General features: G+C 69.7%; 12 protein-coding genes. 9 read left to right on the top strand and 3 right to left on the bottom strand.

Annotated elements, in window-relative coordinates; translation table 11 throughout:
• Positions 1–24: 24 nt before the first annotated feature.
• The 9 genes from ACT53Q_RS06775 to ACT53Q_RS06815 are packed head-to-tail and all read left to right on the top strand — an operon-like array spanning position 25 to position 10,158.
• Complete coding sequence (locus ACT53Q_RS06775) at positions 25–744, top strand: VTT domain-containing protein (protein WP_476185906.1); 720 nt, start codon at positions 25–27, stop codon at positions 742–744.
• A complete protein-coding gene (locus ACT53Q_RS06780) occupies positions 741–1,787 on the top strand; it encodes a hypothetical protein (protein WP_476185907.1) in 1,047 nt (348 codons plus the stop codon). Before ACT53Q_RS06775 ends, ACT53Q_RS06780 begins: the two co-directional genes overlap by 4 nt.
• Complete coding sequence (locus ACT53Q_RS06785) at positions 1,784–3,751, top strand: hypothetical protein (protein ID WP_476185908.1); 1,968 nt, start codon at positions 1,784–1,786, stop codon at positions 3,749–3,751. Before ACT53Q_RS06780 ends, ACT53Q_RS06785 begins: the two co-directional genes overlap by 4 nt.
• Positions 3,748–4,794: a ferritin-like domain-containing protein gene (locus tag ACT53Q_RS06790; protein ID WP_476185909.1), complete on the top strand. Its 1,047-nt coding sequence runs from the start codon at positions 3,748–3,750 to the stop codon at positions 4,792–4,794. The genes ACT53Q_RS06785 and ACT53Q_RS06790 overlap by 4 nt, the downstream gene beginning before the upstream one ends.
• On the top strand, positions 4,791–5,249 hold the full coding sequence (locus tag ACT53Q_RS06795) for a VOC family protein (protein ID WP_476185910.1): 459 nt from the start codon (positions 4,791–4,793) through the stop codon (positions 5,247–5,249). Before ACT53Q_RS06790 ends, ACT53Q_RS06795 begins: the two co-directional genes overlap by 4 nt.
• 33 nt (positions 5,250–5,282) lie before the next feature.
• Positions 5,283–7,220 (top strand): hypothetical protein, encoded by a 1,938-nt coding sequence (locus tag ACT53Q_RS06800; RefSeq protein WP_476185911.1) that lies wholly within the window; start codon positions 5,283–5,285, stop codon positions 7,218–7,220.
• Positions 7,217–8,278, top strand: a complete 1,062-nt coding sequence (locus ACT53Q_RS06805) for a ferritin-like domain-containing protein (protein ID WP_476185912.1) — start codon at positions 7,217–7,219, stop codon at positions 8,276–8,278. The genes ACT53Q_RS06800 and ACT53Q_RS06805 overlap by 4 nt, the downstream gene beginning before the upstream one ends.
• A gap of 60 nt (positions 8,279–8,338) precedes the next feature.
• On the top strand, positions 8,339–9,040 hold the full coding sequence (locus ACT53Q_RS06810) for a DJ-1/PfpI family protein (protein WP_476185913.1): 702 nt from the start codon (positions 8,339–8,341) through the stop codon (positions 9,038–9,040).
• 47 nt (positions 9,041–9,087) lie between these two features.
• Positions 9,088–10,158 (top strand): metal-dependent hydrolase, encoded by a 1,071-nt coding sequence (locus tag ACT53Q_RS06815; RefSeq protein ID WP_476185914.1) that lies wholly within the window; start codon positions 9,088–9,090, stop codon positions 10,156–10,158.
• 168 nt (positions 10,159–10,326) lie between these two features.
• On the opposite strand, the gene ACT53Q_RS06820 is transcribed toward ACT53Q_RS06815, so the two are convergent.
• The 3 genes from ACT53Q_RS06820 to dusB are packed head-to-tail and all read right to left on the bottom strand — an operon-like array spanning position 10,327 to position 12,726.
• Entirely contained in the window at positions 10,327–11,151 is an 825-nt protein-coding gene (locus tag ACT53Q_RS06820; RefSeq protein ID WP_476185915.1) for a class I SAM-dependent methyltransferase, read from the bottom strand.
• A 55-nt stretch (positions 11,152–11,206) separates the two neighbouring features.
• Positions 11,207–11,734: a YcxB family protein gene (locus tag ACT53Q_RS06825; protein ID WP_476185916.1), complete on the bottom strand. Its 528-nt coding sequence runs from the start codon at positions 11,732–11,734 to the stop codon at positions 11,207–11,209.
• The gene (dusB, locus tag ACT53Q_RS06830; protein ID WP_476185917.1) at positions 11,731–12,726 is read right to left on the bottom strand and encodes a tRNA dihydrouridine synthase DusB; all 996 of its coding nucleotides are present in this window, start codon (positions 12,724–12,726) and stop codon (positions 11,731–11,733) included. Before dusB ends, ACT53Q_RS06825 begins: the two co-directional genes overlap by 4 nt.
• Positions 12,727–12,758: the final 32 nt, after the last annotated feature.

Genomic DNA, 12,758 nt, shown 5'->3' on the forward strand with positions numbered 1-12,758 from the left:
GAAGGACGGGACGGACGCGGTGACATGCGCGGTGATGCGCAGGCGCGCTGGCGTCTCGGCGCCGTGCTGTGCGCGCTCGTCCTCGCGCTCTCGCTGCCGTTCGTGCTGTGGGGCGCGCATTTCGATCGCGCCGCGCCGGGCTGGCTCGAGGCGATGACCTCCGACGCCGCGTTCGCGATGGTCGGCATCGCGCTGCTGGTCGCCGACGTGCTGCTGCCGGTGCCGAGCAGCCTCGTCGCGATGGCGCTGTGCTGGCGGCTGGGTCCGCTGTGGGGCGGCGCCTGCGTGGCGGCCGGCCTGTCGCTGGCGTTCGTCGTCGGCTACGGCCTGGGACGGCTGATGCCCGAAGCGCGGCTGCGGCGCTGGATCGGCCCCGCGCTGTGGGACCGCACCCGTGACCGCGCGGATCGCCGCGCGCTGTGGTGGATTTCGCTGATGCGTCCGCTGCCGCTGCTCGCGGAGACGAGCGCGGTGCTCGCCGGCGTCTGGCGGCTGCCGTTTCCTTCCGCAGCGGGTTGCGCGGCCGCGGCATCGATCGCGACCGCCGCGCTCTACGCCGCCAGCGCATCGCTGGGACGCGGTGCGCCGGGCCTGCTCGCCGCCTTGCTGTCGACGCTGGCGTTGCCCGGCGCCCTCTGGTTGCTCCATCGGCGCGTGGTCGGGCGATTGCTCGGCCGCGACGCCGCGTCCGTCGTCGTGAAGTCCACCCACGCCACGTCCATCGAAGTCCAGGAGGAGAGATGAACCGTCGCACCGTCTTCGCATCGCGTGCCCGCGGGCGCGCACTCGCAGGGCCGCTGTCGCTGCTGCTGGGCAGCGTGCTGGCCATCGTCGCCTCCGTTGCGGGCGCGTCGGGCCGGCCCGCCGTCGCGTCCACGCCCGCGGAGCGTCACGTCTATTTCACCGGTGGCGTGCACAACGACAAGGACTGCATCCCGCTCGCCAAATGCATCTACCCGCGCAAGGCCGGCGAGCCCACCGACCCGCAGTTCCCGAAATGGTGGGTCAGCACGTGGACGATGTACCGCGTGTTCGCGAACTACGACAAATACCCGCCGCCGTACGGCAATCCGCCGGCGGGGCTGTCGCCGTCGGACTACCAGGTGTCGTACGGCGCCAGCTACTACGATTCGACCTACGTGCCGAAGGACCGCGACGGCACCGGCGCGATGATGGAGTACTACGACCAGTACTGCCTGCCGATCTTCCCGTCGGACAACCACTACACCTGCGCCTTCGTCTCGCTGGGCAACAAGGCCTACTTCCTGCGCTACGCCGATCGCCCGCAGGGCACGCCGCAGTGCTGCAAGTTCTCGCCGAAGAACCATCCGCCGCGGGTGGACTTCATCAAGCACCTGCCCTACAGCCCCGCGCGCAGCACGCAGGTGGCCGGCCAGGTGCAGGCGTATGCGTTGGAGGTCGGCAAGCCGCCGATCCTGTTCGGCTACGCGTTCTATGCGACGCCGACCTCCGATGATCCCGCGGACCCGAAGTCGCCGAAGTACCGGCATCCGCAGTCGTTCTATTTCTCCGGCTATCCGCTGGATCCGCCGAACGCGCCGATCGTCAGCCAGAACTACACCAGCTTCCGCGCGCAGCGGCCCGATCCGATCGTGACCTGGGACCAGGTCGCGCAGATGTGCCCGGCCGATCCGGAATGGTGCTGCCTGTTCGAGGGCGACTGCCCGAAGAAAGGCGCCGACGCGGCCCCCGCCGCCGTGCGCGGTGCGGAGGCGCCGACGCAGTGGTCCGATCTGCAGGGCCAGGAGACGGGAGGTGCGCCGTGAGTTACCTCGACAGTCCGCGCCTGCATTTCAGCGGCTGGTTCCAGGCCGACGTTTCCACCATCAACAACGACGTCCGCTTCTACCAGAACGCGTCCTTCGTGCCGGAATACCAGCAGCTCAACGCCAACGGCAGCTGGAACCCGGAAGGCACCGGCATCTTCCGTTTCGTCGACTGCGCCGTGACCGGCGGCAGCCTGGACGGTCGCCAGTTGTTCGACCCGAGCCAGGATCCGGTGATCGGCATGCTGCTGGAGAACGCCGATCGCCGTGCGCCCGGCAAGCTGGTCGACCTCGACCCGCAGCAGCAGATGGTGTCCGAGATCTGGGGCATGCAACTGCGACTGCTCGATGCCGCGCGCCGGCAACTGTTCAGCGGCGAATACAAGCCCGGACCGTTCTGCAACCTGTGGAAGCGGCAGCAGACCGGCGTGCCGCGCGACCAGCAGCTGGCGGCGAACTATCAGTCGGTGCTGGACGCGATGGCGTGGGACGACCTGATCGATTCGCCGCTGCTGCGCGCGCTGCGCGAGGCCAGCGACGACGATCGCCTGTCGATCGCGTTCAACGTCTACGGCTACGGCCGCGACGCGACCATCCCGCGCTACACGATGGGCCATCTGGTCGGCACGATCGGGCCGTACCGCCGCGGCGAACCCGCGCACTTCGTCGTCGGGCGGCAGATGATCGCCGATCCGAAGAGCTGGCCGACCATCGCCGCCGGCTGCCTCTACAGCGCGCAGGGCGATTACGACGCCGACGCGGCGCGGCTGACGCTCGACCTCGGCAACAGCTTCCCGATTGAGGACGCGAACAGCGGCCTGCTCGACGTCGGCCGCGTGCTGGTCGGCGTGCTGCGCGCCAATCCGCCGGCGGCGGTCACCGCGGTCGAAGCCGCGGACGTCGTGCTGATCGGCGAAGTGCCGTACCAGGATCCCGACTGGTACACGCGCACCGCCGGCGTGCAGGCGTTCGACCTGGCCGGGCAGCAGGAGGCTTGCGAGCTGCTGCGCGACCATCCGCTGGTGCTGCTCGGGCCGGCGACGTCGGGCACGGGTTACCAGGTGCGGCTGCAGGAATCGATCGACGGCCAGTACGTGCGCGCCGACCAGTTCGTGTTCCGCCTCGATCCGGGCGAGGCGTGCGACCTGCACCTGCACGCGTCGCGCTTCGGCGAAGCGCTGGCCGACGCGCAGGTGCTGCTGTCGCCGACGACCGGCATGATGCAGACGCCGGCGGGCGGCACCACGGCCGTCACGCCACCCTTGCGCCCCGCGGCCGCGATCCCCGACATCGCCGTCCCCGCGGACGCGTTCGCGTTCCCCGGCGAGGTGCGCACCGACGCGGACGGTCGCGCCGTCGCGTCACTGCAACTGTCCGAGGCCGGGCCGGGTACGCCGCGCGGGTACATTTCCGGCCAGCTGTACGGCGTCGGCTACCAGCTGGCGCAGCAACCGCCGGGCTACCTGTCGAATCCGCTGAACTACGTCAGCGTGCTGGCCTACACCCGCAAGGACGTGCCCGAGATCCCCACCTGGTACGACGACATCCAGCCGGTGTTCGCGCAGTTCGGGAACCTCTACCCGATCATGGGCCGCTACATCGTCGACCTGAACAACTACGAATCGGTCTGCGAACGCATCCCGCCGCTGACGCTCGCGTTCTCGCTGCCGCGGCACGACGCCAACCACATGCCGGTGACGCGCGATCTCGGCGTCGGCGATCGCGAGACCATCCTCAAGTGGCTGCGTAATCCGGGGCCGGACGGTCGCCCGGTGCTGGGACGGCCGCAACCGGGCCCGACCGCGGAAGCGGTCGCCACGGCGGCGGCCGGTACGGCCACTGCGGCCTCGCCGCCGCCACCCGATCTCGACCTGCTGCCCGGACAGGGCGGCGGCAAGACCGCCTTCATCCTGCAGTACGCCGCGCGTCGCAACGGCGCGTCCGAGCCGGGAGACCCGTCATGATCCGTCTGTCACGCGCCGTCATCGAAGGCATCCAGCAGGCCGACACCCCGGAAAAGCTGCACGTCTACCTGCAGAACGCGATCGAGCTGGAGCACAGCACCATCCCGCCGTACCTGACCGCGATGTTCTCGCTGCGGCCGGGCACCAACCGCCGCATCGGCGCGCTGATCCGCAGCATCGTGATCCAGGAGATGCTGCACATGAGCATCGCCGCGAACATCCTGATCGCGATCGGCGGCCGGCCGCAGATCAACAATCGCGCATTCATCCCGCACTACCCGGGGCCGCTGCCGATGGACATCGGCGGGCTGGTGGTCGGCATCGAGGCGTTCTCGATGGCGGTGGTGCAGGGCACGTTCATGGCGATCGAGCAGCCGGAGAACGAGATCCCGGTGCGCAAGACGCTGCTGGAGGCGACCGAGACCTACGCCACCATCGGCGAGTTCTACGACGCCATCAAGACGCAGATCGTGGCGCTGGGGCCGTCGATCTTCGTGCAGCCGACCGCGCCGCCGCAGGTGGTGGCGCCGCACTGGTTCCCGCCGGACAAGCTGTACCCGATCACCGATCCGGAGACCGCCTGCCGCGCGATCGACCTGATCAAACTGGAAGGCGAGGGCAATGCGCTGACGCCGTACCAGTCGCCGGACGACCCGGCGCACTTCTACAAGTTCGGCTCGATCGTCGCCGGCCGCGAGCTGGTCACCACGCCGACCGGCTACGCCTATGCCGGCGCGGCGATCCCGTTCGACCCCGACGGCATCTGGCCGCTGAAGCCGAACTGCCGCATCACGGATTTCAAGGTCGGCACGCAGGCGCGCACGCGCATCGAGCAGTTCGCGTGGAACTACTCTTCGCTGCTCAATGCGCTGCACGACGCCTTCAACGGCGAACCCGCGCGGCTGGATGCGGCGATCGGCGCGATGTACGACCTGCGCGTGCTGGCGGTGGCGATGATGCAGACCGTCGCCGATCCGCAGACCGGGCAGACCGTCGGTCCCAGCTACGAATACGTGAAGACGCAGGGAGGCATGCCGTCGTGACCGCGAACGCGCATCCGGCGGTGATGTTCGAACTCATCGCCCACGACCAGGCCGCGCTGCAGGCGTTCTACACCGCGGTGTTCGGCTGGACCTACCGCATCGGCACCGGCGGCTTCGCCTACATCGACTTCCCGACGACGGTGCGGCCGCTGCTCGGCGGCATCGGCAAGGCGCAGGCAGGCGTGCCCGGGTTCGAGCCCGGGCACAACTTCTACCTGCTGGTCGACAGCCTCGAAGCCACGATCGCCGCCGCCGAACACGCGGGCGGCGAGCTGTACATGCCGATCGCCGCCGTCGACGGTTACCGCTTCGCGATGATCGCCGACCCGGAAGGCAATCCGGTCGGCCTGATCGAACCGTTCGCCGCGACCGGTCCGGTATCGCCGGTGATGCCCATCGAACCCGAACCCATCGAATCCGGACCGCCCGAACCCGTGCCGCCCGCACGCGACTGAGCGCCGCGCGCGCATCCCGACAGGAGAGTCGACATGAGTTATCTCAACGCATTGCGCCTGCATTTCGCGGGCCGGTTCCAGGCCAACGTGTCCACGGTCAACAACGACCCCGGGCACTTCGACAACGCGGCCTTCGAGCCCGGCTACCAGCAGTTGCAGGGCGTCAACATGTTCCCCGCGAACGGCTGGTTCAACCCGCAGGGCGATGCCGCGTGGCGGCTGCTGGGCTGCGCGGTCACCGCGGCGTGGATGCCGACGACGACCGCGCCGTCGGCGCCGGTGCCGGCGAGCGATCCGGTGCTGGCGTTCTCGATCGCCGACAGCGACGTCCGCGCGCCGGCCAAACTCGTGGACCTCGATTCCGAGCAGCAGATGGTCTCGGAGATCTGGGGCCTGGAGGTGCGCATCGCCGACGCCGCCGGCAACACGCTGCTGCGCGGGCAGTTCGAGCCGGCGGCCTTCATCGACATCTGGAACCGTGCGACCGGCAGCGGCGGCGGCGACATGGTGATGGGCGCGATGTACCAGTCGGTGCTGACCTCGCTGGAATGGGGCGACGTGTCGGCCTCGCCGTTCCTGACCGCGCTGCAGGCGGCGTCGGCGGCCAGCGGCCTGCTGTCGATCAAGTTCAACGTCGACGGCATCAACATGAACTACGACGCGCCCGACTTCATGTGCGGGCGCATCGCCGGCACGATCGGCCCGGCCGCCGCGGGCGAGCCGCATCATTTCGTCGCGGGCCGCCAGTTCATGGCGACGGTGTCGCCGCAGAATCCGGTGACGCCGCAGAACGGCCTGAACTTCTGCGCGGCGGTCGTCGATGCGGACGCCTCGATCGTCTACCTCGACCTCGGCAACGCCTTGCCGACGACGATCCCGGGCGGCCCGCCGGTCGACCTCGGCGATCTCGTGCTGTCGGTCTGCGATCCGATCGCGACGCCCGGCAACCCCGCCGGCACCACGACGCCGCTCGCGACCGTCGCCGCCGCCGGCAGCGGCGGCTACATCGGCGATCCCGACTGGTACGCGACCACCGCGGGCGTGGTCGCGCTGGCGTTCGACGCCACGCTCCTGCCGCTGGTGAAGGTCTTCCCGCTGGTCATCAACGGCAGCACGGCGGTGATCTCCGAAGCGCCGACCGGGGCGTTCGTGCGCGCCGACACCTTCGTCTGGCGCGCCAGTCCCGGCGACACGCTGCAGATCCCGGTGTTCGCCACGCGCTTCGGCCAGCCGCTGGTCAAAGCCGGCGTCACCTTCACGCCCGATGACTCGCAGCTGCAGCCGAGCAACGCCATCAATCCGAACGACGTGCCGCCGGTCGCGACGCCGCTGTCGGCGATCGGATTCCCGACACCGACCACGGTGCTCACCGCCACCACCGGCGACGACGGCTGGGCGACGCTGACCCTGCCCATGACCGATCCGGGCACGCCGCGCTGGTTCAACGGCGGCGCCGACTACGGCATCGACGGCCAGGTCTACGGCGTGCGGCCGGCGTTCGCCAACGCGGCGGACAACGGGCCGGTGAATCCGTGGAATTACATCTCGATCCTGCTCTGGAGCGGCTTCACGCTGGAGACGCCGGGCGCGCCGACGTGGTTCGGCGACCTGCAGCCGATCTTCCGGCAGTACGCGAATCTCTATCCGGTGATGAACCGCTTCCTCGACCTTGGCGATTACACGTCGGTGGTCGCGAACCAGCGCCTGCTGCTGCTCGCCTTCGGCCTGGACACCGGCAATCCCAACGTGATGCCCGTGACCCGCGACCTGTCGCCCGCCAAGCGCCAGGCGATCCTGCAGTGGCTGCAGGAAAGTCCGCCGCCGCAGGGCACGCCGCCCCCGGTCGCCAAGGCCGCGCGTGCGGCGAAATCGCCGACCGCGCCGCCGGCCGCGGTGATGCCCAAGGGCGGCAAGACCGCCGCGCTCGCACGCCGCGTCGTCATGCAGACCCGCACAGGAGACACGCCATGATCCTCGTCAAACGCGCCCTGCTCGACGGCCTGAAGACGCCGACGCCGGACACGGTCGCGAGCGCGCTGCAAAGCGCGATCGAACTGGAGCATTCGACCATCCCGGTCTATCTGTACGGGCTGTATTCGCTGGACCCCGCGCGCAACGCGGCGATCGTGGACATCGTGCAGTCGGTGGTCGTCGAGGAAATGCTGCACATGACCCTCGCGGCCAACGTGCTGAACGCCATCGGCGGCACGCCCAGCATCGATCGCCCCGATTTCATCCCGACCTATCCCGGCCCGCTGCCCGGCAGCGTGGAGGGCGGGCTGACCGTGCACCTGGCGCCGTTCTCGTCCGAACAACTGCTGACCTTCCTGCAGATCGAACAGCCGGCCAACGTGATCGACATTCCGATCCTCAATCCGCTGATCGGTCCGATCGGCCCGCCCGACGTCGACGACGGCATCACCATCGGCGCGTTCTACCAGGCGATCCTGACGGCGCTGGCGCAGTTGCCGGCCTCGGTCTTCCACGATCCGGCGCGCAACCAGGTCGGTCCCGACCTGATGCCCGAAGCGGTGGTGGTGACCGACCTGGCGTCCGCGCAGCAGGCGCTGACCACCATCATCGAGCAGGGCGAAGGCAACAGCACCTCGCCGCTGGAAGTGGTGGGCGACGGCTACGCGCACTACTACCGGTTCCTGCAGATCTTCGCCGGCAACACGCTGCTGCCCGCGCCCGGGCAGACGCCGCCCTGGCAGTTCGGCGCGCCGCCGGTGTCGCTGGACATCGAAGGCATCTTCCCGCTGCCGAGCGACCCGAAGGCCGCGAATTATCCGCCCGGCACGGCGCAGGCCTTCGCCAACGACACCTTCAACTACACCTACACCGGCCTGCTGAAGGCCCTGCATGCGCTGTTCAACGGCGCCAACACGCAGGACCAGATGAACGTCGCGATCGGACTGATGATGTCGCTGAAGGGACAGGCCCGCGCGATGATGGCCGGCATCCCGAATCCGGCCGGGCCGTACACCGGGCCGAGCTTCGAGTACCAGCCGACCAATCCCGCCGCCTGACGGCCCGCGTCCGCGTGCGTCGCGTCGCGGCGCGCACGGACCCTCGCCCCGAGAATGCACATGACCACGACCCTGACCGTCGGTTTCCTGCTCTATCCCGGCTGCACGCTGTTGGACTTCGCCGGGGCGACCCAGATCTTCGCCTACACCCCGGGCTTCCGCACGGTGTGGATCGCGGCGACGACCGACCCGATCGCGACCACCGAAGGCGTGTCGGTGGTGCCGAATTTCTCGTTCGCCGACGCGCCGCAGCCGGACATCGTGTTCGTGCCCGGTGGTGGCGGCGACGGCGTCACCGCGGCGATGGCCGACCCCGCGCTGCAGGCGTGGCTGAAGCGGGCCGGCGCGCAGGCGAAGTGGACCGGGTCGGTGTGCACCGGCGCGTTCGTGGTGGCCGCGTCCGGGCTGTTCGACGGCTGCGCGGTGACCACATACTGGAGCGCCCGTGATGCACTGGCGCTGTTCCCGACGCTGGACGTCGTGCCCGGCTACCCGCGCGCGCAGATCGACGCCGAACGCCGGCGCTTCAGCGGCGGCGGCATCTCGTCGTCGCTCGACCTCGCGCTGGAGCTGGTGAAGGAAATCGCCGGCGAACGCGCGGCACAGAGCACCCAGCTCGACAACCAGTACGCGCCCGACCCGCCGGTGCACAGCGGCGACCCGACGCAGGCGTCGCCGGAGCTAGTGATCTCGATCACCCAGCAGCAGGCGTCGATGAACGCGCAGCTGGTGGCGGCGGTGCAGGCGCTGACGAGCGGCTGAGGCCCGCCGCAAGGTGGTCCCGCGCGGGTGTTTGCTAGCATCCGCGCATGGATTCCGTGACCCATATGTTCTACGGCGGCGTCATCGCCGCCGCGATCGCGCCGCGCGCGCACCGGCGCGCGGCGCTGCTGGCCGGCATGGCACTCAACACGCTGCCGGACCTCGACGTCATCCCGCTGAAGCTGTTCGCCGATCCGGTGGCGGAGATGACCTGCCACCGCGGCGTCACCCATTCGATGCTGCTGCTGCCGTTCGTGGCGTGGGCGCTGTGGGCGTGGTTCAAGCGCCGCGGTGGGCGCGTGGCGGAAGCGCCGCGGCGCTGGTTCTGGGTGTTCATGCTCACGCTGCTGGCGCATCCGTTCATCGACGCCTTCACCGTCTACGGCACGCAGTTGCTGTGGCCGCTGCCGCTGGCGCCGACGATGTGGTCCAGCCTGTTCATCATCGACCCGGTGTTCCTGCTCCTCTGGTTCCTGGCCTTCGTGGTGGCGATGGCGGTGCCGCAGCGACGCCTTGCCGACCGCGCGCTGGTCGCCGGGCTGGCGCTGGGCTTCGGCTATCTCGGCTGGTCGCTGGTCGCGAAATGGCAGGTGGAGCGGGCGGCGGAACGCACGCTCGCGGCGATGGCGCTGCAGGACGCGCCGCGCTTCAGCGTGCCGATGCCGTTCAACACGCTGCTGTGGCGCGTGGTGGTGATGACGCCCGACGGGTATCTCGAAGGCGAGCGTTCGGTGGCCGCGGATCGCGGCCCGATGCGCTTCCGCGCGGTGCCGGCCGACGTCGCGCTGGTCGATGCCGCGAAGTCCGTGCCCGCCGGCGCGCGGCTGCTGTGGTTCAACCACCACTTCGCCCGCGTCGACACCGTCGACGGCCGCCTGCGCCTCACCGACCTGCGCATGGGCAGCGAGCCCGACTACACCTTCCGCTTCGACATCGCCGAGCGCAGCGCGCAGGCCGTCAACACCGCGCAGGGCCCGAAGCCCGTCGTCCTCTGGCGCGCGATCGTGCCGGTGCAGCTCAAGTGGCCATGGAACGCCGCCGACCGCCTGCCCGCGATGTGGACGCGGATCTGGCGGGAGCCGGTGCAGGAAGGGGCGTCGATGCCGGCAGCACCGTGATCGATAGAGCGGCCTTCAGGCCGCTGCTCTTGTCGCCGAGATCGTAAAGAGCAGCGGCCTGAAGGCCGCTCTACCGAAGCAGGACGTCTGCATGGCGCCGGTTGCGCCGCGGATGCCGTCCGCCACGAATCGGTGACGCCGCGGCGTCCGGAACCGACGCTGCCCCGGTCAGTACACCACGGCCCGCGCCTGCACGAAGGCGTAGAAGAACACCGCGTTCGGGTCGTTCTGCACCTGCCGCATCTCGCGGCGCATGTGGTCGACGACCTCTGCGGTGACGCGGCCGGCGGTGATCAGTTGGTCCGCCGCCGACAGCAGCAGCTCTTCCCAGAACGCGATCATGGTCTTGCGCCGCGCCGGTTCGCGGTTGTCGAAGTGGAAGGTCTTGATCTGCGTGGTGACGTCGCGATAGCCGCCCGCCAGCAGCAGGTTGCCCAGCTTCGCGCCGACGAACGGGTCGCCGCCCTGCTCGTGCTGGAAGTCGTTGAAGGCCATCCAGTATTTCCACACGTTGGGCGAGTACGGATCGAGCAGGAACGACGAGTTCATCACCTCGGTGATGTACACCACCGACCCCGGTGCCAGCGTGCGCCGCACTTCGGCCAGCACCCGCGCGGGCGAGGGGACGTGTTCCAGCACCCAGCACAGGAACGCGGCATCGAAGCTGCGCGCCTCGAACGGCAGGTCGGTCGCGTCCGCCCGCTGCAGGGTGTAGCGGCCGTCGAACCACGGCATCGCGCCGAGGTTGTCCCGGGCCGCTCCGAGCTGCGCCTCGTTGAGGTCGACGCAGGTCACGTGCAGGTCCGGGAAGCGGCGCAGCAGGATCTCGGTCTGCGCGCCGACGCCGCTGCCCACTTCCAGCAACCGCGATGCGCCGGTGTAGTCGATGTCGTGGAAGATCGTGCTCTCGGCGATCCGGGCCTGCTTCACCAGGCGCGCCTGTTCGGTGGCGGAGAAGCCGTGGAGGTAAGCGGGAGTGTCTTGCGTGTTCATGTCGAAGGCCCTCGTGTGGGGTGCGGCCTGGGGCGAAAGCGCTGCGCAGCCGTCGTCACGCGTCGATGCGGGGCACACCGCCCTGCCGCGCGAGCCGCAGCAGCGTCGCCTCGCCCTGCCGGTCGAGCAGCACGCGACGCGGGATCACGTGCGCGTGCTGCTTGCTGAAATAAAGGAACAGGAACCCGTTGCGCCGGCGGATCCGCAGGATCGCCGCCCAGCGCTGCTTCAACTCGCTGTTGGCGCTTCGTACTTCCAGGCCGTCGGCGTCGAAACGATAGCGGTGCGGACCCTGCTGGCGGGCGTTCCGCTCGTGGAGGCGTGCCCGACGGGCGATCTGCAGCGGTGACATCGCCGCCGACACCGCGATCGGTATCCAGAGCCAGGACAGCGAATCGATGCCCTCGTACCGGAGCCACAGGAGCAGGGGCAGTCCGAAGAGCAGCGGCGAGAGCATCCAGAACACCGCCGTCGGCGACGCCAGCGTCAGCAACCAGAGCGCCTGCAGCCATTCGCCGTAGCGCAGCGAATAGGCGATGTCCACGACATCCGGCGTCGCGGCACGATCGGCATCATCGCTCATGCCGCCTCCAGCACCGGCGCCACGCCCGCGATCAGCGCATCGAAGTAGTCGCGGGTCAGGCGCAATTGCGCGTCGGCGGTCTCGGCGCGGTTGACGACGGCGCGGAAACTGTCGTTCTCCGGGCGATCCTTCGCGTACCAGCCCAGGTGTTTGCGCGCGATGCGCACGCCCTGCGGTTCGCCGTAGAACGCGTGCAGGTGGTCGAGGTGATCGAGCAGGATGTCGCGGATGTCCGCCAGCGTCGGCGGCGGCAGCGTCTCGCCGGTGGCGAGGAAGTGCGCGACCTCGCGGAAGATCCACGGCCGGCCCTGCGCGGCGCGGCCGATCATCACCGCGTCGCAGCCGGTCGCGTCGAGCACCTGCTTCGCCTTCCGCGGCGAATCGATGTCGCCGTTGGCGATCACCGGGATCGACAGCGTCGCCTTGATCGCGGCGATGGTGTCGTATTCGGCGACGCCGGTGTACTGCTGGTCGCGGGTGCGGCCGTGGATGGTCAGCGCGGCGATGCCGCTGTCCTCGGCGATGCGCGCGATCGCCGGGGCGTTGCGTGCGTCGGCGGCCCAGCCGGTGCGGATCTTCAGCGTCACCGGTACGTCCACCGCCTGCACCACCGCGGCGAGGATGCGGCCGACCAGCGCCTCGTCGCGCATCAGCGCCGAGCCGGCCCACGCGTTGCACACCTTCTTCGCCGGGCAGCCCATGTTGATGTCGATCAGCTGCGCGCCGTGGTCGACGTTGTAACGCGCGGCCTCGGCCATCACCTCGGGCACGGTGCCGGCGATCTGCACGCTGATCGGCGCGGGTTCGCCGTCGTGGTCCATGCGGTGCAGCGACTTGCGCGTGCCCCAGAAGCGCGGGTCGGAGGTGGTCATCTCCGACACCGCCAGCCCCGCGCCCAGCCGCTTGCACAGCTGCCGGAACGGCTTGTCGGTGACCCCGGCCATCGGGGCCAGGATCACGCGGGGCTCGATGAAGTGGGGGCCGATGCGCATGGCGGCATTGTACGGGGCGATCGCGGGGCCCC

It is taken from the genome of Lysobacter sp. DMC97 (assembly GCF_056313745.1).

Excerpts from the sequence above, each read along its gene's own strand:
- ACT53Q_RS06775 (WP_476185906.1), top strand. The coding sequence starts at position 25 with ATGCGCGGTGATGCGCAGGCGCGCTGGCGTCTCGGCGCCGTGCTGTGC.
- ACT53Q_RS06780 (WP_476185907.1), top strand. The coding sequence starts at position 741 with ATGAACCGTCGCACCGTCTTCGCATCGCGTGCCCGCGGGCGCGCACTC.
- ACT53Q_RS06790 (WP_476185909.1), top strand. The coding sequence starts at position 3,748 with ATGATCCGTCTGTCACGCGCCGTCATCGAAGGCATCCAGCAGGCCGAC.
- ACT53Q_RS06800 (WP_476185911.1), top strand. The coding sequence starts at position 5,283 with ATGAGTTATCTCAACGCATTGCGCCTGCATTTCGCGGGCCGGTTCCAG.
- ACT53Q_RS06805 (WP_476185912.1), top strand. The coding sequence starts at position 7,217 with ATGATCCTCGTCAAACGCGCCCTGCTCGACGGCCTGAAGACGCCGACG.
- ACT53Q_RS06810 (WP_476185913.1), top strand. The coding sequence starts at position 8,339 with ATGACCACGACCCTGACCGTCGGTTTCCTGCTCTATCCCGGCTGCACG.
- ACT53Q_RS06815 (WP_476185914.1), top strand. The coding sequence starts at position 9,088 with ATGGATTCCGTGACCCATATGTTCTACGGCGGCGTCATCGCCGCCGCG.
- ACT53Q_RS06820 (WP_476185915.1), bottom strand. The coding sequence starts at position 11,151 with ATGAACACGCAAGACACTCCCGCTTACCTCCACGGCTTCTCCGCCACC.
- ACT53Q_RS06825 (WP_476185916.1), bottom strand. The coding sequence starts at position 11,734 with ATGAGCGATGATGCCGATCGTGCCGCGACGCCGGATGTCGTGGACATC.
- dusB (WP_476185917.1), bottom strand. The coding sequence starts at position 12,726 with ATGCGCATCGGCCCCCACTTCATCGAGCCCCGCGTGATCCTGGCCCCG.